The following is a 22,348-nucleotide window of genomic DNA, read 5'->3' as shown; positions in this document are numbered from 1 at the left end:
CTTGTCCCTCCTGTATCAATTTACTGTTCTTCCCGCTCAACAATCTGCAGCAGTTCGTCAATCAAAATTCGGATATGCCCCTTCACAGCTTCCAGGCGCTTCTGTTCTGCAGTCTGCAGCGGCTGCATAAGCGGCCCCATGGAGAAACCCCGGCAAGCCATCGCTGCCTTAAAGCCTGCAGGAAACGGTACGGAAAACATAGCCCGCACGGCGGGTAGCAGCGCAAATTGCAGGCGCTTTGCTTTCTCCCATTCGCCGGCATGAAATGCTTTCCATATGCCAAGCAGCACCTCTGGAACAATACCGGCGCAAGCTGTCATACACCCCTGTGCTCCCATGAAAAGTGCCGGAGCGAGCATATCTTCCCGGCCAGTCAGAAAGCTCATATCCGAACCGGACTGTTTTACCCTGTTCATATGGTGCAATAGTTCAACCATACTGCCGCTGGAGTCTTTAAACCCCACCACATTCGGCTTCGTACTCAGCAGAGCAACAATATCCCCGGAAATAGGAGTAGTAAATAAGGGAATATTATATAAAATAACCGGTATATCCACACTATCGGCAATCGTCTCAAAATGCTTCAGCATTGTATCCTGATTCAAAGGATAGTAATAGGGAGGACATACAACCACCGCTTCGCAGCCAAGCTCCTTTGCTCTGCGTGCCAGAATAAGCGAATTTTTGATACACGTAGAACTAACTCCCGGAGTGACCGCCATCCTGCCCGCTGCCTGCTGAACGACTATTTCCATCAGCTCCAGCGACTGAACAAGCGATAAATGGACAAACTCGCCTACCGAGCTAACCGGAAACACACCCTGTAAGCCTTTGTCAGCCATAAAATCCACCATTTGGCGCACTACCCGGCCATTGATATTTCCCTCATTTGTAAATGGAGTAAGCATCGCTGCGTAAATTCCCTGCGGCTGAAACACGCTATTCCCTCCCAGCTCTAAGTTCATATATCAGAACTACGTTCATTAAAATGAATATGCTTTGTCTGTATTTTTAATTCCCCTTACGCGTCAGCTTAGGTGTATTGCTTCCAATGCCTAACGGAACTGTTATATAAGTAAAACAAGGTCTTTAGCACATTTTCCTGGCTAGTTATATTTCTCCAATTAGTAAATAATATTTCGAATTTTATAAATTCATGCTTAATAAAATACAAAAACCGCCCACCCCGAAGGATGAGCGGCATCGCCCCCGGCTATTGCTGGGATTCTTTCTTTTTCCAGACTATTTCATATCCCAGTACATCGGCAATGCGAAGGACGCGCCAAAACGGTATTGTCCCTTCCCTTATTTGCCGGGAAAATGACGGCATATCTACCGGGTGTTTATATTCTTCAGCTATTCGCCTTGCGGTATCTGTTACATTTGATCCGGCGCCAGCAATATTCCCTCTTATCATATTTTCTACCGCCGCTATCTCTTCAGCAGATACAGGCTCTTTCTTTGGCATGGTATCACCTCAACGCCATTATAACATTTATATTTAACTTTGCAAATAAAATATTTAAAGTTGGATAAAAATATATTGACATTCTATTTAAAGTTAAATATAATAAGTTTAAAGATAAACAAACGGAGGCGGTAAGGATGAAAATTATCGAGAAGATAACTCGCGACGGCGACACGCAAATTTTTGAAATAATTGAAAGTCGCAAGGAACTATCTTCTTGGTTACGTGACGCACTCTGGGATAATTTGTACAGTCAGTTTAAAGAACCTGTTTTTTATGACCCCGATACTACAATTGCCTATTATGACAGAGCAGATAAATTTCACTGGGTGGCGGAAGGCGAAACTGTGAAGCGTCCTAACGTGGCTAATATCAGTAAGTTAGTAAGCACAAACGGCGGCAGCACTGTTGTTTACGGAGATGTACCTATTATATACAATGACCACTATGGAGACTGGGAAACTGCTCTTGACTAATTCCTACAAGCCGAAACCATATATAAGAGTGAGCCGGGTTATCCCGGCTTGGCAGACGGTCACAACCACAGCCAGACGAAAGGAATGATAGCGATGACACACACCGAATTGGCTAATATGTTTACCGGCCAACGCAAGCCGGATTGTTACGGTACTGCAAGAATGAAACTTTCGGACAAACAATTAAACTGGCTGTTAGGTCTTATTCGTAAGTCAGGAATGGAGCGTTATCGTAGTAGGACAATAGATTATAACCGGTCATTGGTTTACAAATGGTCAGAAGGAAATTATGAATATGCAGTTTTTGCAAGCAATCGCACTTTAGCCAAAACCGATAAGGCCATTTACTCAAAATCAGTATTAGGCTACACCTATAGCGAAGAGTGACGGCCTCCGGGCCGGTAATGCGGCAAGCGGGGTCACAAGCCCACCGCAATTAAAAGGAGGAATAAAGAATGTCCGAAAAAATCTGCATAACATTTTACTCAGGTACCACTCTACACAAAGCCGCCGAAGAATTTTGCAGAATAGAAAATGCCAAACCAACTACCGAAAATACCTGGACCATTGACGATGCTATTAAAGCCGCTGCGCTCATTCAGTTGCAGGAATGGAATAAAAAAGCCTCTGCCGCCGAATAGGCGGTATTTCTTTTGCCCAAATAAAAAAAGCCCGGCAGCCTAAGCCACCGGAGCAGTAATCCAATCAAATGTATCAGCAAAAACTAAATTGAGGTTGATATGCACCCTCAACTTCTTCACGATATGAAATAACGTTAGTATCCTTTTCAAGTAAACCAACATATTCATCTCTAATTTCTACACCAACTACATTGGTATACTTTGATACATAAACAACTTCGCAAAATTGTTTTAATCTCTCAATTTCCGACTTGTCCCTCACTCTTAATATTAGGGATTTCATTATTAAGCACCTCCAGTAATTTGTCGAGGTTTATGCAACCAAGGCCTTGATGATGCCTAGGTAAATTTAAATCCTCAACCGTCTTGCATATATACTCAATAGCCTTACCAACGCTTCCTGTACGTCCAAGTAAGGCTCCTATTAGTCCTGTTAAAACTGGAGCAGCAAAAGAAGTACCGCTAAAAGGGTTCCCATCACAATGTCCTTGCCCTGGAGCTATTAAATTAGGTTTATTTCCGCCTGGACATCCCACACTCGAATAACTAGCAATGCCGCCACCTTGACGATCTACTGCACCAACTGTTATACTTCCATTCGCAATGCCCGGACAAGTTATACTATCTTCCGCTTGCTCGCTATTTCCAGCGGCGACAACTACTGCAATTCCCTTACTAGCCGCGAAATCAACCATCTCACATAGTTCACACTTGCCTTTGCACTTCTTTTTTCTTGGGTACTCCGAAGAAATATTTATTACATGCGCGCCTTGATCTATAGCCCACTCAATCCCCCTGATAAGATTTGTTTCTTGGGGTTTCGGCGTTCCTATCTTGGCAGAAAATATTTGACTACCTTTTGCAAAATGCTTAATTATTTTTGCAATAATAGTCCCGTGCCCAACAAAATCATTGTACCCTGTTCTAGTATAGTCTTTTTGTTCCTGGATTGACACTAGTCTTCCGTCAACGCCAGAATCTAATATGAAGATTTTTGCACCCCAACCAGTTAGTTGATTATTCACCAGCAGACGCTTTTTAATTTGAGGTTCGAAAACAATTGCCGATAAATAATCGCCTTCTTGGTATTCGCCAACTCTTGAAGGCCTTATGTTCTCTACAAAATCAAACTCAGCTATTTTTTGAGGGAACCTAGATTCCACTGCTAAAATAGGGATATATTTAGACTCAAAAATAACATTACCATGCAAACTAAGTTGCTTTTTTTGATCCTCAGTAATACTATTTTTTACTCGTAAAATGTATTCCATATTTTAGCCTCCGAAAGGCAAGCTTAAAGGTAGCTTTACCTATTTTATCGTAAAATTATACATAGAAATTAACTGTTATTTACAAAAATAAATTAAATGCTTGTTTTTGCCAATTGTTTCGACGAAACCGCGTCAACTCCTTCTTTTATTGATCCCTAAAATCGGTCAACAATTTGACACAATATTTAAATCAGGAAAAAAATACTATATATTGAGAACGATCAATAACAATAGTCAATATACAGTACCAAGTTGATAAAAATATTTTTTATGTTTTTTTAAAAAACAATGTGCCCTCAACCTGATTCCGTACAGTTTGTCCAGTTTTTGTCCGCAAAAAATAAAAAGCCCAGCAGCCGAAGCCACCGGGCAATGATTAAAATACTCCAAAGAACAATTTATTTACTGCACGCTTATACATTACCTGACCGCCGTTTATATCCTTTATATCAGACGGGTTTACATGAGCCTGGGCCTCTATGGCAGCATCTTTACTAAAATTGCGCTGTGCAGCTACAGGGATATAAAAATCCCCTTTATGCCAACCTACGCCAGCGCCTACATACCAATTCCGGTACAGATTAAGCTTATATACATCAACCTTTTGCTGCTCTTCGTTCGGCGTGACAACGGTCCTGTCTGTCTTCTCTAATGCTTGTGGAGGCAGAGCAGGATCGTTATTTTTTATTTGCTCCTGTACCTTTTTAGCTGCATCGGGGATTGTAGGAGCTGCCACGTAGTAATTTGTAACTGGCTGAATTTTACCCGCTTCAACCTGGCTGAGTTTATCCTGTAGTGCCTGGGCGTTCTGCTGGTTAATGTGTACCTGGTTCTGCAGCACGTTAATATTTTTAAGGGCATCCTGGGTAAGCAATACCGCTTGCTGATACCTGGCTTCCTGGGCGTTATGGTAGTAAACGGCACCGGCAACAATGCCAAACAGTAGCAATACGGCAATGCCAATGCACACCAATTGCTTACCTGTAAGATTTAAAGGAATCACATTCCCACCCCCTGATTTTTGTACCAATTTGCTTTGCCACGGATAACATTGCCGCCCTCGCCTCTGTCAGCTCCGTCAAAATACCACAAGTCCCACCGTTCGCATGTTGTTAACGGTCCGTAATTATCATCGTCAGCAGCTTCTGCATGGGTCATAACCCGTTGCCGGTCAATCGTCAGGTCTAACACCCCTGCCAATACAGCTATCACCTGGGCAGTAGATTCAATCTGTTGCGCTGTTGGCGGCTCAAGACCAATATTGCGCGTTGTGGCATTGTAAGCACACGCCAGTGCAATCCCGATAGCGCCGGTATTACGCATGTAAGTATGGTTTTTTACCTCTGCCAAATTTGATGTACTAATATAGATACTACCGTCAGCATCAATATTGATATGGTAGTCAGAAAAAAACTGGCCGTAATGGCCAGCAGTCCAATGCAGGTATAGTTTTACGTCCCGCCCCAAACTCTGAGCAAGCCCCCATAAATTACTCTTGCCCAGTAAAGCGAGTTGTTTCAGCTCCGCCAGTGTTACTTTTTTCAATTTCGCTTTCCTCCTCATGTAAATTTGGGCAATCTGTTGCATGCTGCATCTTCCGGATTGCGGCTACTTCCGCATCGATCACCCAGCCGATCAGAGCGGCCGGCACTAAAATACGGCGCCAGCCTAACACATCATTAATCTGCTGTATTGCGGATCGTCGCTTCTCGGCGTTCTCCATTTGATCTGCAAAGCGGTCTAATTCAAAAATAACCTTTTGAACGGATACTTTCAGGCTGCCATTTGGCAATTTGGCAAACAGCACAAAGAGCGCCATTGCTAAGAAATTAGCCGCCAGGATAACCCCGGCGGCATACAGCACGATTTGCAATTCGGTTGTAGATAACATCTATCTTCCCTCCATCCCATCCAGCCGTTTGTGAGCCGACTTTGCCGATTCCTCAACTACTACCAAGCGCCGGTCAATATGGTTTTGTTCTCGCTCAATTCTAGTCAATACCCCTTTTAATTCTTCCACGGCCTTATTAAGAGAGGATATTGCTGCTTGCAAAGGATTTATGATGAGTTGTTTGACCAGCAGCGCAAGAAAACCTATTACACTAATGATTTGTACGGTATTGCTTAATGTTAATTCCACTCTCCCGCCTCCTATTTAATAAGCATTAACACTGCTCCCCATGTGCTACCTATGACCGTTAACCAAAAATCCCATTTATCCGGTGTGCCTCTGCCGCTGTCTTTGTCGTACTGTTCTTTTAAGCGGCCTAAACATCCAGCAATCAGCCAGGCGATAATAACCGCAAACAATGGATTTATCACCAAGGCAAGCAGCGCAGCGAAATTCACACAAAGGAAAAAGCCGCCCCAAAAGTGAGCGACTTTATCTATGTGGCTGTTAAGATATGTTAGAATTTTATTAATAATTTGTACAACCTCCTTTATAAAACATAGGAAACTATTGGCTTTTGTCGAATTTTCACCTCTGAAAGGAGGTGATATACATGAATCTTGATTTATTTAAAGAATTGGAAGATGAGAAACAAATCAACAAAAAATTAGCCGTTCAATTGGAAAAAGAAATAAACACTAAGATTGGGCAGCTTGTTCAATCTTCTACCAACGACTTTGAGCGCTTTTTCAAAGAAAGAGACTTTAAAGTGCAAAAAGAACCTCGTTGTGTAACCGCTAAATACGGAAGCGCAAAAGTCAGCCTTCAATCGCAACCAGAGCATGGGTATATGGGGTACTACTTTATTTTTGACCTAACTCTGGGCCCCGATAAGTACGGTGTTTCCTTAAACCCTAAGATAGATAACCATGTCCCATCTAGTCACATTTCATCTGATACCAAAGGCGATAAAATAAGTAATCAAATTCAATTACTTAAAGAGAGTAACAGAAGAGCCGAAGATCGAATTAAAAATTTTCCTTCAGAAGAATGGTATCTCGAACTTTTGAAACAAAACAAGCGCCTTTACAAGTTTAACACCATGTATGAATTGCTGACCTTTATTACCACCACGGAACAGAAATTGTAATTTTTGCTGCAAGTTCATTCTCTAGCCATTCAACTAGCTCTTTAAGCTTATCATCACTAAAGTCTTCTAAATTCCGAAATTTCGGATTCTCAAAAAAGAATACTCGCAACGGAACTTTTACATGTATTGGCCGCCCTTCGAGTTCTTGCTTGATGGCGGCTATTTCTTTTTCTAAATCAATAATTCGGTTTAGTTTTTCATTTCTTTCTTGAATATTCATAAGTACACCTCCAATAAAAATAAGCCCTATTCAGGCCACTTTACATTTGCCAATTCTTCTGCTGTCGTGGCAGCTTCTATCTGCTCTCTTATCCCCCTGGCTGTCTGGTGCAGGCTATCGGAATAATGCGCCAGAGCTACCGACATACCAACAACCTGCACGGCATCCATTTCCACCGCTGTGTTATCCTGCATTGTCCACTCCAAGGTAAACGGCTGTTCTGCGGCAATAGCAGCCTGCGCTGCTTGTACGGCTATGGCAATACGCTGAACGCTAACTGTGTCAGAATCCAATACCTTACCCAAATACGGCACGCCTGACTGCTCCAGGCGGTCACGCTTTTCTTTAATTTCGCCCCACTTACGTTCCTTTAACTCTTCCACTGTCGGCACATATGCCGGACGTTTTACCGGCTTGCCATCTTCTCCCCGAATATACTCGCCTGTGCAATATAACGCCTGTTCTTCATCTGTTATTTGCACAAAATCTTCCGGTATAGGCGGTTCGAATGTATCAGGGTCATATCCAATAACGACAGAAACAGGCGCGGCAGTCTGGGTAATATCCTCGCCTGTTTCTGGGTCTGTGCCGATTACTGTCATAATCTCTTCTGTGTTATATATGGGATTTTTCACGCGTAGAAAATGCACGTCCTCGACTATACTTGTTTCACGCTCACCATTCTTAAACTTTGCGTAATACATAAATACCTCCTAATGCCCAACTGCATAAATAAGTGGTGTATAACTCGCGCCACCTAGTGTATCTGCAGCTTGCAGCCCTATGGTGACCGCTGTTGTAGATGGAGCGCCACAAACCTGAAACCATCCATTGTTACTACTGCCGTACGATGGTGTACGTATAGCGGGACATACGAATTTACATTCTGCCGGGAAAGCTATCGGGAATGAAAAACTAGCACTTCCTTCCGTTGTCATTGCCGCGCCGGTAAACCATTGCTCTATATCTCCGTTTGACCATTTACGCCAGTAGTAGCCTGCTCCACTTCCTGAGGTTACTATATGAGTTGTCTGATCTGTTGTAGCTATTTGTTTCCACGGACTCCAGATAGTCCCTGTAAACCATTGTCGTATAGCCATTTGCCCTGCATGTGATAGATAGATTTGCTGAATACTCGCATCGCTTGATGTAACAACTAACTGCCCGTAAGCATAAATGCCAAGCGCGGATGGGGCATCATTGCTATACGGCCCAGGAGGTGCCACGCTATAAACGCCGGGTGTAGTTATGGTGTCCCAGTCCATTGGCGCGTAACCTTTACCCGCGAATAATTCGGATACCATAGCCATTCTTTCCCACTCTGACCAAACTCCATTGTTACACGTCCGCTCGTAGCTGCGACCAGGATTAGCCCCGTAGCTGGCTGCCTTTTGATGTACGTAATCCCCAGTGTCATGGGCTGTTACAGTTATAAAAAACCAACAATCAGCATGTGCGGGTACGGGGCCGTGAGTAAAATTCGCTCCACGATAAAAACCGCCTAGCCTTAAATTGTTTAGGTCTGTGCCACTAACACTCACCGCTGGAGAGCCTATGCCGTAGCCCTTAGTCCAAGCTATTGCCGCATTCATGGCTGCGTCCGCTTTTGCCTGTGCACCTATTGCTGTTTCTTGCAGTTCCCACTCTGACCAAGTGTTACCAGAATCCGTAGAGACCCGACTGTAGTTACGGTTACCTCCAAAAGTTGTATTGGCAAGTTGTATAAGTATATCGTTGCCGTTTGATATACTTATACCTTCTATCCATCCCGCAAAGTCAGCTGGTGCATGGAGCATACTATATCCGGCAAATAGACAGTTACCACGTAACGCATTTAAATCTGTACCAGTTATAATTCTTGCAGATGGTCCTATGCCAAACCCGGCAGGTGCATGCCCACTATGCGGGGCTGCTGCATCGGCATGGGCTTTGGCGGCTTCCAGTGTCGTCGCCGGAGGCGTCCACCATGTTGTCTTGCCGGTAATCTGCTTAACCATATTGCCAAGCTTGCTCCAAAGGTTCGTTGGCGTATCAGCTCCGGCTGCAGCAGTCACGGTATCTGTAATGGTACGATTTCCTATTTTGGCATCAGTTACGCTATTATCCGGATGATCTAAAGTGGCAGCACTTTTATGTGTCGTATCCCGGGTAGCTGCAGCTTTCATTTCTGCATCAATCTTGTCCGCATTAGCATTAAAAACATCTACATTATAAAAATCATCCTGACCAGGCTTTTCTAAATTGTAATTTGTAGTATATGTCTTGGTATCGGCCATTAAGTTAACACCTCATTTCTCAACGCGTATTGTGTGAATTGCTGTAGTTGCCTATGGGTATATACATGCAAAGTCTTATGCTGGTTATACATAAGATCAAGGTCAATAATCATATTCAAGGGAACAACCCGCTCCAGCAATTCCCCCACCGTATCAAGATTTTGTTTTGCAACCAACTCTACTTTCACAATTAGGGTGAAAGTATTATTAACCAAGTTCATCCTATACCCATTGGCCCCGCATAGGTTAGTAAGTTGATTACGAAGGTTAGGGACCGTATATGGTATGTCCTCGTTATACCGGGACAGCAGCCTAAACTTTCTTACATCCAGCGTATCAGACGTTTTGGGAATAATCTTCAGCGGCTTTTCTCGCCTAGCTACGCCATTTAATGTAGCATCACGAATAAACTGATCATCGAGGACGTTTTGCAGTTCTCCCCAAACCAAATTTAATTCCGGATTTTCAGCAGCGGCGATATGCTGGAATTCCCGGATTTCTTTCATTATGGAGGGGTAATATTTGGCCACATCAACCTCACGCAATGATACTCCCCCTGACCGGGATAGAGTCGGCAGGCACTACAAAGTTACCCTGCACCCCGTTTATTTTAGTGTCCTGAATATCTATAACCCCTGCTGCATTTAATAACCTAGTTTCAATCTGAGACACGCGCACAATCAGATTATCTGTTTCATCCCAGGTCTTACTTAATTCCAGAAAATACGCATCAATGGCTTCTTCGATATAGGGCTTACTCTCGGTGAAACTCCACCCGGACTGATAGGTGATATTCGTTTCAAGGTTAATCACCTGGTTTGTCACTCCAAAAACTGTGACAACATGGTCTATTGGAGCTATGCCCAATCCATCACCGGCGTTCACCGTCGGATCTATCGCAGTCTGAACAGCATTGACCATTTCAGTGGTGGGCGCCTGCCACTCAGAATTGATAATAACCAGCTTAACGGTGCCGCCTCCCTGCCAAGCCCGATAAGGTTTTACGCCACCTACGCCTTGAATTTTTTCAACCTTTTCAATATAGTCGGCCCGATTCCCACCAAAGGAGATACGGTCAAAGCTGTTAAAATAGCGAGTTCTAAAGGCTTCCGTTTCTTCCTCATCCTCGCCGGGAATGAGTATTTCGGTGAGTACAGCTGTTTGCAGGCCATTAATGTAATCAATCGGGATCAACGCCCCCAGGTAGGAATTAGCATCACTGCCGAATGTTTCGCAGCGCAATTTAAAAATGCCGTTGCTGATTTTTTCAGTAACGACATAATTTAACTCATCCAAGCTGTACCGGCTGCCGATCGGCACATCAATATTAAACTGCCCTTTTGCAATGGCATACGTGGCTGCCGTTGGCGTTATCCCGCGCTCTGCTGCCCGTTTGATTAAATAGGTCCTTGACTGCGTATCAGCAAAGGATTCATTCAAAATCACGTCCATTTCAATATAGGCAAGCTGTAATTCTAAAGCGGCGGGGGCGAGAGCATCCCATATAACACTGCCTTCCCGCTTATCAACCGTATCCGGGACTTTAGCCAGCATACGCTGCATGATTACGTCAAATGTCAGGTTTTCATACATTACGTCACTCTCACCCCTTTCTCTGTTTCAAACATACCGGCCGTCGTAGTTACGGTAAAGGTTGCAGATACTTCCCCGCCCTTATGGGTAAAAGAAAAACCGCCAACATCTGTTATGCGGTCATCCTGGAGTAATGCTTCTGTAATTCTCCGCTTCAGCTCCGGGTATACATAGGGCAGCGGCTTGCCAAACAGGTCCTGCAATTCAATGCCGTAATTCCAGCTGTAAATAACATATTGGTAACGTTCAGTGTTGAGGATTTTGTAGACCGCCTGCTTGATTGCGTCCAGGTCATCGGTCTTCTTTGTTATGGTTTCATCGTTGATATTCATTTTGTAAGTTCGGGAAGGCTGGCTTTTTATTTGGAAGTCAGCAATTAAGCTGTCATTGGCCGGGATCATAGCCACTCACCACTCACAATATGATCAAAAACACGGTCGAGGACTATAAAATCCTGGCCGCCCTGGACTTGAATCAATATTACTTGTTCGCCTACCTGCAGACCGTTATGGACCATTATTTTTTTTCTGCCCTGGTAATCGTGGTTGTGACTGGCAAACGATGCTGCGCTGCTACCGCCTGATCGGTTCTCAGTAACATGACTCACCGTCATATCGACGTAGTGATCCCGGACAGCATTTGTTAGTTTGAAAAATTCGGCCGGCAGCGTTAGTTTTTGTTCCACCTGAATGGAGAGAGGATCAACCGTCATAACCTCACCGTACACAATGCCGGTAGGCTTGCCGGTCTTATTCGCATTTTGGGAAATTTGCTGTATTACCTGAACAAGATTATTCAAACAAAATCACCACCCCGCAAAGTTAGATTCATTAAATGCTCCTTGTTATTAAAAACGTGCTTGGCCTTTTCCACCAGCATATAGTTATTTACGGCAATATCACCTAAATCAAGCTGTACACCTATGCTGGTGCCTGCCTTTACCCGGATATCGCCAAAAGCATTGTTAATGGCTAAATTACGGGTTTTCCGATTATAAAGCTGCAGGAGGGCATCTGCTTTAGCCTTGCCGTTGCATTTCTCTTCGATAGATTCACAGTACTGCAATATCCCCCACTGCAGCTGTGTGCTGCTATCTAAGGTAATATACAGTTCTCGTTTACCGGTATCTTTATTATCGTAATACAGCCTAATCCGGTTATAGGTGCTGTTATCAATACTTGAAGTGTAACTGTAGTTTTCGGCGGTATCGCCATCGATCAGCAGGTCCAGTTTCATACTTTCAACGTCTTTCAGCGTGAGTTGGCCAAAATCATCATATAAGACATAGAGCTTCTTTTTATTCAGCAATGTTAGATCTAAGGCATTCTGAATGATATCAAACAAAGTAACATTCTCTTCAGTGCGCTTTGGTATGACATATACGGTATCTTCAATTTCCCCAACCTTCAATTTGAAGTCCGCGGCCAACATTTTAACAACGTCAGCAGCGGACTTATTTATATACCATAGTGCATCTTTATTTTTTAAGTATCGTAGCTGATCATAGGCGGTAACGCTGATAATACCGTCCTTATCCCGCTTCTTAGTAAAAACGTATCCATAGAAAACATTTTTACTATCCACTGCCATTTTGACAGTATTACCTTCTGTAAAATCAATAACATCATCTTTCAGGACATTGAAAGTTAGTTTACCAGGTACACCTTTGCGCTCAGTTTCCCATGTGATACCCTCTTCAACTACCGGTTCAAATACTTTTTCACCGTTTTGAACTATAATCTGTACACTAGCCAAATTTAATCACCTGCCCTGAAACAAGAATGTTCGGGTTAGTGATGCTGTTTAGTTTCGCTATCTCCTGCCATCGGGAACCATCACCAAGCTGTTTTTTGCAGATTTCAAACAAGGTTTGACCGGCTACAACTTTATAGGCTTTTGGTATTTCCCGGCTTGTCTCCCGCTTTTGTTCTATGCTGGCTGTTTTGGTTCCGTCTTCAGCAGTCTTTACATTCAATACTTTAGTGGCGTAGGGTTTATACTGCTTTAGCCGTACTGAGGTAAGTACATCAAAACCATTGTTAGCATCTTCAATTATTTCGTAGTCTTCTAAGGCCACTTTTAAATTAGTATCAAATAAAAAATCGTATCTCGGTGACAAGCGGCAAACAATGAATTGAAAGGGGGAAAAACTTGTTTTAAGCTGCTTAAAGCCGTTCAGGAAGTGATCAGCGCTGCGAAATCCCTCAAAGTAAGTTGCAAAAGGGTATTTTGAATTCGGCAGCAGCACTTCAAAACTAACTTCACTTAGACCGGCAGACTTCAAAATATTAACCTCACCGTCATTGATGAGGTTAATTGTCTTATTTTTATTATTTATCCTTAACTGCATCTTTGCAGGAGGGACCGGTAACTGAGTATCGCCCATAAAAAAGTAATAACTCATTCATGCACCCCCTCCGCGGCGGTTTGCATCGTTTCAATTAAGGTGTCTTTGAAATAAGTCATCATACCATCAAGGTCAACATTGCTGCTAACTGTATTTTGCACACCGCCCATTTCTACTTTGATTTGGGCCGTAGTATACCGGTTAATGACTTCCTGCTCGGCAACATCGCGCATATACTTTAAATCTTCTTCTGAAATGTCCAGCGAATCCTTCATTTTACCAGTATTAGCGGCGGTACTCGCCATATCGTTACCGAATTTACTCAGGTCAAGACCTAAATCAAAACCCTGACTGCCTATTTTACTTAAATCAAAACGGTTTGCGAATTGATTGCCTACGTCATAGGCGGACTTATACGCTTCATCTAAATTTGTCATTTGCAATTTACCAAGAACCTTATAATTGTTCGGCATTTCCCCAACCCAGCCTGACATTTGACTTTTTAATGAGGTTACAGCATTCTTCATATTAGTTCCGAACACCTTATCTATTGCGCTTGCAATGGTGCTAACTATATCAAGTATGCCATTCCCCCAGCTGACAAATAATTGTTTGGTTGAGTAAAGTGGGTTATCAAATACATTAATGAAGAATTCCACAAAGCTGATCCAGCTATTGATTAGAAAGATGATAATATTCATGATAAAGTTCCCAAGCGCATAAAATGAACCCATTATAATTCCAGTTGCAGAATACGACGTTCCCGCAAATTTATTTACTGCCGCAACGGCTAAGTAAATCACTGCGGTGATAGCAATTATACCAACTACAATCCACGTTACAGGACAAGCAAGAATTGCCGTATTTAATCCCCATTGGGCTGCCGTTGCCGCTGCAGTTGCACTTAGCTCTGTCCCCAGGGCTGCTGACCTAGCATAACTCACTAAAGTCCCTGCTAATTTGATGCTATTCGAAATCCCTTCTACAACCGCAACCCCAATTACTGCAGACTTATATGCAGCATACGCCGCTACACTGCCCCACACAATGGGCGCCAGCATAGACCAGTTATTTGCAACCACTCCCGAAACAAATGCAATTTCATTAAAAGTCTTTGCTGCAACGTTGCCCAAAGTAACTACTGCGTTAATGCCCCCGGTTACCAAAGACTCGAATCCCTTACTGTTAGCAACGGTGTTTATCATTTGCAGAACGGGTTGAAATGCCTTTAAGGTCCGATTCTCTACAGAATTCCAAACTTGACCAAAAGTTTTAGGCATTGCTGCAAATTTTGCGTTTGTTTCATCAGCGGCATAGAACATAGCGTTTTTAATAATTTGAGCTGTTATTACCCCATCTGATGCTAACTGCTTTATATTGTCAGTGGTCGATTTGGGGAAACCTTGAACATTTTGCAAATAACGCTGTATGTTCGCGACAATAGGCTGGGCATTATCTAAGACAGCATTTAATTCTTCCCCTTGTAGCTTCCCGGCCGCCATACTTTGCGTCAACTGAAGCATAACACTATCCACACCAACAGCACTAGCGCCCGCAATAACAAAAGTTTTATTAAGCTGCTCCGCAAATGCAATCAACTCATCATTGCTGCTGAACGCCTGCGCTGCTTGCATTCCCAGTTTTGAAACGGCATCAGCGGTAGACTGATAGACGCCCCGGGCGCGTTCTGCACTTTGAAATATTTTTTCCTGCAATTCTACCGTAGTTTGTTGCTTATCGTTCATCAGATCAAGCCTGGCCGTTGTTTGGGCAACAGTATCAGATAACTTTATAACTTTATTGGCACCAACAGCAGTAATAATAGCCGTTGCCGCATTTTTTAAGCTGCCAGCTAAACCGCTAGCGGCCGCTTGACCTTGATGAATGTCATTGTTTAATTGTTTTTGTGCTGCATCAGCTTCTCTTATCTCCTGCTCAACCGTATTCATTGCAATTGAAGCCCTTGATAACTCCGCTCTCGCCGCTGAAATATTGGCCGTATTAACAGCATGATTTGAAGCGTTTTGCATAGCCTCAAAGGAACTTGTACATATATTTAAAGCGTTAATCATGGGCCTTATAACCGAAGTCATGCCGTCCTGCAATTGAATCGCTGTTCTAATCGTAGCCATTAGTTCACCTCACTTTAAACATAAGAAAAACCGCTCAATTAAGAGCGGTTAATGTTACAACGTTATCTCTTTTTTCTCTTTTGGAATCTTCGACCAGAAGTCTAAGAATTTATACGCATCAAGAGTTTTTGTTACATCAAATGAAATATAGTCTGCTTCTCCATTTTTATCATAGGTAAAAATTAGATACCTGCTTTCAATCTTGCTTGTTTTTTCTTTTGACCGTCCACCCACAATAGCCCCTAACGGCCCGAATAAGACGCCACCCGCAATGGCTCTACCGATACTACTCACATGTGATTTTTGTATTTCGGTATCAGTCTTAATGACTATATCCTTGATTTTTTCTACCAGCAATTTGTAGCTAGTTTCGTTTCTTTCAAAAACAATCATATTATTACATAAGTAAATAAAGCACTCTGCTCCTTCCGCAATGGACAATCCGGATACGTGCTGAGCATTGATGCGAACTGTTGCCCCTATCGACTTTTTTCGTGCTTTTGAACCAGGGAGTTTCTGTACTTTCTCTTCTCCTTGCATACCTTCGGATGGATATAGCTCACTTACAGGATCTAAGCTAGCTCCTGTCTCTTCGGGCTTCTTTCTATTTTTGTATTTTCCAAAGAACCACACACCCAAAGATAGCATAATTACCGTAGTAATCCCGTTGCCAATCAAAGCATTAGCGCTATGGTTTTGCGTCATTGCAAAAATTGCCGTCAAAGCCATCATTCCTGAGAAGAAAAGGCCAATTAACCATTTCAAGTCAAATCACATCCAATCCCTGATATTTACCAAAAATTATATCATAGATCGGCAGTATGGTGGATCACTTATTTTTGGGCTTCACGCTTCAGCTCTTTCGCTTTTTTATCTTCAGCTTCAGTTTTAACCTGAATAGCAGCAATAACAAAAGCTTTTTCTTGCCGACTAAGGGCAAGATACTCGTGCGGCCATTTATGAAACTTATGGAGGGCGTAGTAAGCACATGTTGCCTCACTATCGCCCCCCTGTATTAGTTTTTTGCTTCTTCCACCAGATCATCCATAATAGCATTGAAGCCATTAATTTCTTGAATCTTGGCCAGTAAATCCTGATATTCCCCAGGCTTGAGCATCTTTTTCAAAAGAGCGTCCCCGCCCATGACGCCATAAGAATCCTGTAATTCAGCAGCATTAAGATTTGGGAACACGATACATTTAACGGCTAACAGGCCAAGGTATTTACTTGCATCCAAGTCCTGCATATACTGTCCTTTCTTCCCCTCAACTTGAATGCGCTTCGTGCAGGACTTCCTTAGCTGCTCGTCTTCTTCACTTGTGATGGATTGTAACTCCCATTCAATTGGCTTGCCCTTCTCAACAAACCGCTTAGATGCTGGATATCTTACCGTTTCATCCTGAATGGCGTTCGGGGCAAGAAATGCGCTTAAATTACTCATTATATCAATCTCCTCAGTTAAAATTAAAATTAACACCACTGCCAGCGCGAAGGTTATTCGCTCCAGCAGTGGTGTTCCAGGGCAAGCATTTTACATCATTCCGTTAAGAGTATTGAATTTCTCAGGCATTTCAAAGTCTTCATAAGTAAAGTCAATATCCTGTTCTAAAAATTCCCCGTCAGCATCGAAACTGGCCAGGACACCGCCGTCAATGTTGCAGCCTTTAAAGATCATCGTTTGGCGGCCAGCAGCTGACGTCGGATCGTAATTTGTTATCTGCACATCGAAATAAATGTCTTCACCGGTATTTTTAAACCGGAGCATTAGCTCATTGAAGATAGGCGTATTTTGGTAAACCGTCATAGTACCGGTGCCATTCCAGCTAGTGGTTTTATTCCCCTGGCCGGTCTTGCCCAGAATGGAAACTTTCTGTTTTTGCTTTTCAAATTTGGCTTCAAATTTTTTCCCCTGCATTAACAGGTAGCGATTGTCCTCTATGGTAACAAAACACTCAGCAAGTTTAGCGCTTACAGCATCCTTGGCCTGCATTACTTTTTGCATCTATACCCCTCCTTTCTTACTTGACGATAACCGTCATATAAAGCTTCGTCATGCAGTTAACCGGCTGCACTGGATCGGTTACGGTAACAGATTTTTTGTCATTACCTTTTGCCACAACAACATCATCCGGACTAAACTCTTCAATAGCCTGTATGCCTTCCAGCTCCTGGTGGTACTTAACAAGGTCATTCCAGAAGGAAATACGGCCGGCAGCATTGTTCTGCACTTTGCCCAAATACTGTGTATTAAACAGTACTGCAATGTCATTAGCGATTTGGTCAAGTACCCGGATAGTTTGATTCGAGTTAAAATCAATGTTCTTCTCCGGTGTGACGCTTACGAATGAATTAATATCATCCAACACATGAACTTCATCCCCAACCTTATGGAACATGAAGGAACCGGCTTTCATGGCCGCTTCTAATGCGGACTGCTTATAGTCTACAAAGAAAGTAAATTCACCATCATAATTCTTATTGGTATTTGACCGGTTAACAGCGCAGGAAGCACTGGCACCAGTTACCCAATACACAGCAGAAGAAGCAAGAGCACCAGAATCTAAAGTTTGATTCTTTATACTAATAACTCCCTCATAGTCAGCTGCCTTATCATAAATGACCGTCTGGAACTTAGCCCCTACATCATCCCTCATGCGCTTCGTATAGGCTACATATAGGCTCTTGATGGTTTCCTCTGTAGATAAGCATCCCAGAGTATTAAACTTATATGCCTCGAACTTATCCAGCGCGGTCTGATACTGCGTGCCGGTAATCGCTGCCCCGTTTGTCCCTCCGGTAAACGGTGTACCAGCTGATACCGCAAGCGTAGCACCAGGCTTAAATGTTACATAGTCATTTGCTGTTAAACCGGCTGCTGCCGTAACTGTCTGCAAATCGACTAAGTTAGTACCTAAAAACGTCGAAACATCGAATTTACTTTCATCATCGATGTTAACGGCTATCACGGTTTTAAGATCATTGCCTCGGATACCGCCATATTTAGCAGTAGCGAATGCATTCGATGCTTTAGCGGGCGAATTGTTCAGCCGGTAGAAATAACCCGTTCTGAGATTAAGGAACAGGTCACGCAATCCTTTCAACTTGTCGCTGGTGTAATCATAGCCGAAGATCTTCTGTGAATCAGCTTGAAAATCAGCATTTTCTACTGTGAAGACTTCGCCTTCCGGCCCCCAATCTAATTCAATAGCCAGGGCACCATAACCGCGATCGGAAAGAGTCGCAGAAGCCCGGACAAGGGAAATAAAATTAATATAACTCCCCGGCAAGGTTTTATTTTGCACAAGGAATGTGCCGCCGCCTAAAGCCATTAGTCACCCTCCTTTTCTTTTGGTTTATCAAATTCTTTCGTCAAAAATTCCTCAATGAGCTTGTCAACTGCGTTGAGCGTATACGGCGTGTCATCACTGAGCAGAACGGCCAGTAAGTCGCGCCGGTCTGCATACTTTTTGGCAGATAATATCTGCTGTTTGCTGAACGTGGCCGCTGGTTCTTTTTTAGCCAATCGCCTTCACCCTTTCTATAATTTCTAAATCCTCCATCACCGGATCAGGATCAATAACCTTACGGATTCGCAGGTCATAATTCACAAAGAAATGCAGCACGCCGTCAATTACTTGATGCGTCATTTTGGATCCCCGGACAAGCGCACCGTCAACCGTAATATACTCCAGTTCCGTATTCAGCATATCCACTACACTATTAACTTCCGTAGTGTAGTTTTTCAATTTTGGGAAGTAATGAAGATCAAAGGCTTGTTCCCGGTTGTAGAGCGGACCTATTTCCTGCTGCTGTCTGCCGGTCAAGCAGACAAGAAGAAAGCAGGGTTCTTTTAACCCCTGCTTAATCTCATCAATATAAATTTCGTAATTATCACCGAAGGTTTCATTCAGCTTTCGGGCAATGCCGGTCATGGTTTCGTTAAGCATTGAAAGCATCCCCCAGGTATTTCATTAATTTCCTTTCCAGGATCGCCGGGGCTTGGCTATCCAATTCGTCTTCACTAATCGTTAGCATAAATTGGCCGTTTACCCACCCCTTGCCGCCCCTGGTCCGGTGTCCGAATTCCACATAGGACGCATAACTGACCGGGTTAATAATTTCAATCTGATATACATTGCCTTTTTTGGTTACGGCCAGGGCTTTTACATAAGCAGCTGCACCGGTCCCACCGCCAAATGTACTGCTTAATTCTGCTTCGCGTTCACTGGCGGCGGTCCATCCCCGCCGTAGCGTACCGCCGTTTTTGCCTTCCCCTTCGTATTGGCCTACCGGTGTACGCTTAATAACCTTGGCCAGCAATCGGGCGGCCAGCTCCTTCGCGCAGTCCTCACAGAATTGATCAACGTCTGAACGATCCAACTTTTCCAGGCGCTTTTGTAGCTGCTGCAGCTGCTTAAAGTCGCATTTGCCCCACTTACCCATTTACGCCCACCCCTGGAACAGCTCTAGTGCAATTTCTTGATGGTTGGTATAAACGGCAGGTTTGCCGCTGCTTTGATAATCGGTTGTGACACCGTTTTGTACAACCGTTATCTTGCTACCTGGCTTAATGATAATTTCAGGCGCTATGAACAGTGTAACGGCTTGCGTAACGGCGGCCGCACCATCTGAACTTGAAGTGCTGGCAATGGTTTTGTAGGATAACCGGCAAGGCTGATCCGTTAACACAGCAACTTCCTGCTGCGTAGAAATTTTGGTATCGGGATTTTGCACCGATTGATATTCAAAAACGGTACATTTCCCTTTGTACAGGCTTTCAATGGCCTTTCGCCCTGCGCTTACCATCGGATGCACCTATAAGCGGCAAAATCAACTTCACTATGCAGCAAGTACTGCACCAAAGCGTCATATTTGGCCTCTGCGCTTGCAGAGGTGTCGAAGGTGATAGTTGTATCACCTTCGGTAATTTGCTTCACTACCGCCTCAAATTCAATTCCAACGCTTTGGCCGCTTTGCTTCTTGCCATACAGGAATTCCCCGCAGGCCATATCTACAGCAACAGAGCGAAGCCCTTCCGGTACTTCGCTCACATTGCAGTTATTTTTGATATGCTCTTCAACCTTTTCAATACAGAAACCAAGAATCCAGTCATCGGCAGCGGTTGCCATATAGCCGAATGAAGCCAGTCGATTTTTTACCTCTTCTTCCATAACAATTAGCCCTTCGAGACAATTCGGGCAATCGGAATAGCCTTATGTTCAATGTATTTCCGGGCCGCACCCACGCCGCCATCATTAACCAGCGTCCAGTTTGCGCCGTTTTCCAGTTCTGCATTCGTCGGGGACAGCGTTGCTTGGTTTGATTTGGTATAGCTGATACCATACGGAGCAAAACATTTCCGCTGACGGCTGTATAGCGTATCCTGGCCGCCGTTTGTTTTCGGATCACGACTCATTTCATACGGTACTTCTGCGCCAATGTCTTCAAAGTCAAACGCACCTTCGCCCAGAACGTAGGTGGTGTATTTCGTATATGCCGGGGTTTCACCGGCGGCAGCCACTTCTTCGACAGGCATCGAATCATCAATCAAAACAATTCGGCCGTTCCAAGATGCAAGGGTGAGCTCCCTTTCAATACCGTCAGAGTCCGTTTGTTTGAGATATGCCAGCAGCTTTAAGTTCTCCAGATTGGTTGCTACCACCGAATGCATTACAACCAGCTTAAATTTTGATTTGGCGTCACCGCTGGCCTGCTGAATAGCACTATTGAGCGTAGATGCACCAACTAAAGCAGCATCACCGGCATTGACCGTAATATCGTAGGTATGGCCGTTAACGAACTTCAGGTTATTGGCTCCAGTCATGCTGAAGATACCTTTTAGGATGCTCAGCAAAATACCCTGGTCGACTTGATCCCAGTATTCCGAAACCTGAACGGCAACATTGTCCATAAAACCGGCGCCGCCTGTAATGTCTTCGGCAAAGTCACTTTCCATCCAGGCTTTTGCCCGGCCGACAACAACAACGCCCCGTTCAAAAGTCGTGGTGCTAGTGGCGGTAATATCGGTAGTGCCGTCATAGTTTAAGGCGTCACCGTCCAACAGTCCATACATGGGCAATGTAGCGTAAGCTGTCCCGGTTTTGCTGCTGAAAGCGTTACGAATATCGCTGTTGGCCTTTAGTGCCCGGGACTTTTTCAGTTCATTTTTCTTGGTTTGTGGAATACGGCCAACATATTTGCCGAACACTTCCGGATTAAATGTTTTTGAATTAAATTTAGCCATTAATTAATCCCCTCTCTTATCCTTCTTAAATTTCAGCGCCGGGATTTGCTTCCACATAAGCGCAAAGCTCATCATAGGTCATTTCACTTGGTTTCTTGTCTGTTGGATACTTCTTGTCACTGCCCTCTTGCGGCTTAACACCCTTAAATTTAGCGGGAGCAGCGGCAGTATCAAAAAGGAATTTACTGTCTTCGCTTTCCTGCAGCTTCTTAATCTGATCAGCCAGCCCCTTAATGGATTCCCCGTCCAGCTCAGCCTTTTCAAGGTCGAGTAAAGCCCTGACGGCTTTCAGGTTTTTGGCCTTCGCTCCGGTCAGGGCTTTATCAACGGCGGTATCAATTTGCATTTGCTTGATTTTGCCTTCATATTCGGTTTTAGTGGTTTTATTGGTTTCCTGCAGTTCTTCAATTTTCTTTTGCAGGGCGGAGGCATCAACCTTTTTCAGTTCTTCCAGCTGTTTGTCACGGGACTTGATATCTGTTTCAAGCTGCTGTTTTGCTGTCACCTCCTTGTCATGCTCCGACTTGACCACATACCCTTTCAGTTCTTCCGCACTGGCGGCGGCTATTTTGGTTGCAGTGGCCTCATCCAGGCCCAGGGCGATTAATTGTTCTTTTGTCATATTTTTTTCTTCCTCCC

At 43.8% G+C, this 22,348-nt stretch carries 33 protein-coding genes; 4 read left to right on the top strand and 29 right to left on the bottom strand.

Annotated elements, in window-relative coordinates:
• Window positions 1-20: 20 nt before the first annotated feature.
• Together EV210_RS16300 and EV210_RS16295 are read right to left on the bottom strand one after the other, a co-directional pair.
• On the bottom strand, window positions 21-938 hold the full coding sequence (locus EV210_RS16300; RefSeq protein ID WP_165898939.1) for a dihydrodipicolinate synthase family protein: 918 nt from the start codon (window positions 936-938) through the stop codon (window positions 21-23).
• Between the two features lie 275 nt (window positions 939-1,213).
• Window positions 1,214-1,468 carry a hypothetical protein gene (locus EV210_RS16295; RefSeq protein WP_132082407.1) on the bottom strand — a complete coding sequence of 85 codons (255 nt, stop codon included), beginning with the start codon at window positions 1,466-1,468 and terminating at the stop codon, window positions 1,214-1,216.
• A 137-nt stretch (window positions 1,469-1,605) separates the two neighbouring features.
• Between EV210_RS16295 and EV210_RS16290 the strand changes: the two genes are divergently transcribed.
• The 3 genes from EV210_RS16290 (at window position 1,606) to EV210_RS16280 (ending at window position 2,585) form a co-directional block, all read left to right on the top strand.
• Window positions 1,606-1,944, top strand: a complete 339-nt coding sequence (locus tag EV210_RS16290; RefSeq protein ID WP_132082406.1) for a hypothetical protein — start codon at window positions 1,606-1,608, stop codon at window positions 1,942-1,944.
• A gap of 93 nt (window positions 1,945-2,037) precedes the next feature.
• The gene (locus tag EV210_RS16285) at window positions 2,038-2,331 is read left to right on the top strand and encodes a hypothetical protein (protein ID WP_132082405.1); all 294 of its coding nucleotides are present in this window, start codon (window positions 2,038-2,040) and stop codon (window positions 2,329-2,331) included.
• Between the two features lie 68 nt (window positions 2,332-2,399).
• Window positions 2,400-2,585, top strand: a complete 186-nt coding sequence (locus tag EV210_RS16280; protein ID WP_132082404.1) for a hypothetical protein — start codon at window positions 2,400-2,402, stop codon at window positions 2,583-2,585.
• 239 nt (window positions 2,586-2,824) lie between these two features.
• Here the strand turns inward: EV210_RS16280 and EV210_RS16275 are convergent, their stop codons facing one another.
• From EV210_RS16275 to EV210_RS16250, 6 genes are all read right to left on the bottom strand, one after another.
• Window positions 2,825-3,856: a S8 family peptidase gene (locus EV210_RS16275; protein ID WP_132082403.1), complete on the bottom strand. Its 1,032-nt coding sequence runs from the start codon at window positions 3,854-3,856 to the stop codon at window positions 2,825-2,827.
• Between the two features lie 376 nt (window positions 3,857-4,232).
• Window positions 4,233-4,859 (bottom strand): hypothetical protein, encoded by a 627-nt coding sequence (locus EV210_RS16270; RefSeq protein WP_132082402.1) that lies wholly within the window; start codon window positions 4,857-4,859, stop codon window positions 4,233-4,235.
• Window positions 4,856-5,401 carry a peptidoglycan recognition protein family protein gene (locus tag EV210_RS16265; RefSeq protein WP_243650589.1) on the bottom strand — a complete coding sequence of 182 codons (546 nt, stop codon included), beginning with the start codon at window positions 5,399-5,401 and terminating at the stop codon, window positions 4,856-4,858. Before EV210_RS16265 ends, EV210_RS16270 begins: the two co-directional genes overlap by 4 nt.
• A complete protein-coding gene (locus EV210_RS16260) occupies window positions 5,346-5,747 on the bottom strand; it encodes a hypothetical protein (RefSeq protein WP_132082401.1) in 402 nt (133 codons plus the stop codon). The genes EV210_RS16265 and EV210_RS16260 overlap by 56 nt, the downstream gene beginning before the upstream one ends.
• The gene (locus EV210_RS16255; RefSeq protein WP_132082400.1) at window positions 5,748-5,996 is read right to left on the bottom strand and encodes a hypothetical protein; all 249 of its coding nucleotides are present in this window, start codon (window positions 5,994-5,996) and stop codon (window positions 5,748-5,750) included.
• 11 nt (window positions 5,997-6,007) lie between these two features.
• Window positions 6,008-6,205, bottom strand: a complete 198-nt coding sequence (locus EV210_RS16250; RefSeq protein ID WP_132082399.1) for a hypothetical protein — start codon at window positions 6,203-6,205, stop codon at window positions 6,008-6,010.
• Between the two features lie 155 nt (window positions 6,206-6,360).
• Between EV210_RS16250 and EV210_RS16245 the strand changes: the two genes are divergently transcribed.
• Window positions 6,361-6,897: a hypothetical protein gene (locus tag EV210_RS16245; RefSeq protein ID WP_132082398.1), complete on the top strand. Its 537-nt coding sequence runs from the start codon at window positions 6,361-6,363 to the stop codon at window positions 6,895-6,897.
• On the opposite strand, the gene EV210_RS16240 is transcribed toward EV210_RS16245, so the two are convergent.
• The 21 genes from EV210_RS16240 to EV210_RS16135 form a co-directional block, all read right to left on the bottom strand.
• Window positions 6,872-7,117 (bottom strand): hypothetical protein, encoded by a 246-nt coding sequence (locus EV210_RS16240; RefSeq protein WP_132082397.1) that lies wholly within the window; start codon window positions 7,115-7,117, stop codon window positions 6,872-6,874. The genes EV210_RS16245 and EV210_RS16240 overlap by 26 nt on opposite strands.
• A gap of 26 nt (window positions 7,118-7,143) precedes the next feature.
• Window positions 7,144-7,821: a DUF4376 domain-containing protein gene (locus EV210_RS16235; RefSeq protein WP_165898938.1), complete on the bottom strand. Its 678-nt coding sequence runs from the start codon at window positions 7,819-7,821 to the stop codon at window positions 7,144-7,146.
• A 9-nt stretch (window positions 7,822-7,830) separates the two neighbouring features.
• Complete coding sequence (locus tag EV210_RS16230; RefSeq protein ID WP_132082396.1) at window positions 7,831-9,393, bottom strand: pyocin knob domain-containing protein; 1,563 nt, start codon at window positions 9,391-9,393, stop codon at window positions 7,831-7,833.
• Complete coding sequence (locus EV210_RS16225; protein ID WP_207900755.1) at window positions 9,393-9,938, bottom strand: putative phage tail protein; 546 nt, start codon at window positions 9,936-9,938, stop codon at window positions 9,393-9,395. Before EV210_RS16225 ends, EV210_RS16230 begins: the two co-directional genes overlap by 1 nt.
• Entirely contained in the window at window positions 9,931-10,986 is a 1,056-nt protein-coding gene (locus EV210_RS16220; RefSeq protein WP_132082395.1) for a baseplate J/gp47 family protein, read from the bottom strand. Before EV210_RS16220 ends, EV210_RS16225 begins: the two co-directional genes overlap by 8 nt.
• Entirely contained in the window at window positions 10,986-11,387 is a 402-nt protein-coding gene (locus EV210_RS16215; protein WP_132082444.1) for a DUF2634 domain-containing protein, read from the bottom strand. Before EV210_RS16215 ends, EV210_RS16220 begins: the two co-directional genes overlap by 1 nt.
• Window positions 11,384-11,785 carry a DUF2577 domain-containing protein gene (locus EV210_RS16210; RefSeq protein ID WP_132082394.1) on the bottom strand — a complete coding sequence of 134 codons (402 nt, stop codon included), beginning with the start codon at window positions 11,783-11,785 and terminating at the stop codon, window positions 11,384-11,386. The genes EV210_RS16215 and EV210_RS16210 overlap by 4 nt, the downstream gene beginning before the upstream one ends.
• Window positions 11,782-12,741, bottom strand: coding sequence for an XkdQ/YqbQ family protein (locus EV210_RS16205; protein WP_132082393.1), 960 nt, complete (start codon window positions 12,739-12,741; stop codon window positions 11,782-11,784). Before EV210_RS16205 ends, EV210_RS16210 begins: the two co-directional genes overlap by 4 nt.
• The gene (locus EV210_RS16200) at window positions 12,734-13,390 is read right to left on the bottom strand and encodes a LysM peptidoglycan-binding domain-containing protein (RefSeq protein WP_132082392.1); all 657 of its coding nucleotides are present in this window, start codon (window positions 13,388-13,390) and stop codon (window positions 12,734-12,736) included. Before EV210_RS16200 ends, EV210_RS16205 begins: the two co-directional genes overlap by 8 nt.
• Window positions 13,387-15,465: a tape measure protein gene (locus EV210_RS16195; protein ID WP_132082391.1), complete on the bottom strand. Its 2,079-nt coding sequence runs from the start codon at window positions 15,463-15,465 to the stop codon at window positions 13,387-13,389. The genes EV210_RS16200 and EV210_RS16195 overlap by 4 nt, the downstream gene beginning before the upstream one ends.
• A 54-nt stretch (window positions 15,466-15,519) precedes the next feature.
• On the bottom strand, window positions 15,520-16,230 hold the full coding sequence (locus EV210_RS16190; RefSeq protein WP_132082390.1) for a hypothetical protein: 711 nt from the start codon (window positions 16,228-16,230) through the stop codon (window positions 15,520-15,522).
• Between the two features lie 250 nt (window positions 16,231-16,480).
• The gene (locus tag EV210_RS16180) at window positions 16,481-16,906 is read right to left on the bottom strand and encodes a phage tail assembly chaperone (protein WP_132082389.1); all 426 of its coding nucleotides are present in this window, start codon (window positions 16,904-16,906) and stop codon (window positions 16,481-16,483) included.
• A gap of 90 nt (window positions 16,907-16,996) precedes the next feature.
• On the bottom strand, window positions 16,997-17,467 hold the full coding sequence (locus EV210_RS16175) for a phage tail tube protein (protein WP_132082388.1): 471 nt from the start codon (window positions 17,465-17,467) through the stop codon (window positions 16,997-16,999).
• A gap of 16 nt (window positions 17,468-17,483) precedes the next feature.
• Window positions 17,484-18,794: a phage tail sheath family protein gene (locus tag EV210_RS16170; protein ID WP_132082387.1), complete on the bottom strand. Its 1,311-nt coding sequence runs from the start codon at window positions 18,792-18,794 to the stop codon at window positions 17,484-17,486.
• The gene (locus tag EV210_RS16165; RefSeq protein WP_132082386.1) at window positions 18,794-18,988 is read right to left on the bottom strand and encodes a hypothetical protein; all 195 of its coding nucleotides are present in this window, start codon (window positions 18,986-18,988) and stop codon (window positions 18,794-18,796) included. Before EV210_RS16165 ends, EV210_RS16170 begins: the two co-directional genes overlap by 1 nt.
• Entirely contained in the window at window positions 18,981-19,412 is a 432-nt protein-coding gene (locus tag EV210_RS16160; RefSeq protein ID WP_132082385.1) for a phage tail terminator family protein, read from the bottom strand. Before EV210_RS16160 ends, EV210_RS16165 begins: the two co-directional genes overlap by 8 nt.
• Window positions 19,405-19,908 (bottom strand): HK97 gp10 family phage protein, encoded by a 504-nt coding sequence (locus EV210_RS16155; RefSeq protein WP_132082384.1) that lies wholly within the window; start codon window positions 19,906-19,908, stop codon window positions 19,405-19,407. The genes EV210_RS16160 and EV210_RS16155 overlap by 8 nt, the downstream gene beginning before the upstream one ends.
• On the bottom strand, window positions 19,909-20,271 hold the full coding sequence (locus tag EV210_RS16150; RefSeq protein ID WP_132082383.1) for a hypothetical protein: 363 nt from the start codon (window positions 20,269-20,271) through the stop codon (window positions 19,909-19,911).
• Window positions 20,265-20,636 (bottom strand): head-tail connector protein, encoded by a 372-nt coding sequence (locus EV210_RS16145; protein ID WP_132082382.1) that lies wholly within the window; start codon window positions 20,634-20,636, stop codon window positions 20,265-20,267. The genes EV210_RS16150 and EV210_RS16145 overlap by 7 nt, the downstream gene beginning before the upstream one ends.
• A gap of 5 nt (window positions 20,637-20,641) precedes the next feature.
• A complete protein-coding gene (locus EV210_RS16140) occupies window positions 20,642-21,709 on the bottom strand; it encodes a phage coat protein (protein WP_132082381.1) in 1,068 nt (355 codons plus the stop codon).
• Window positions 21,710-21,734: 25 nt separating this feature from the next.
• Window positions 21,735-22,331, bottom strand: a complete 597-nt coding sequence (locus EV210_RS16135) for a phage scaffolding protein (protein WP_132082380.1) — start codon at window positions 22,329-22,331, stop codon at window positions 21,735-21,737.
• Window positions 22,332-22,348 lie beyond the last annotated feature (17 nt).

This window comes from Anaerospora hongkongensis (assembly GCF_004339805.1).
Taxonomy (GTDB): Bacteria; Bacillota; Negativicutes; order Sporomusales; family DSM-15969; genus Anaerospora; species Anaerospora hongkongensis.
This window is presented reverse-complemented; position numbering and strand designations above follow the sequence as displayed.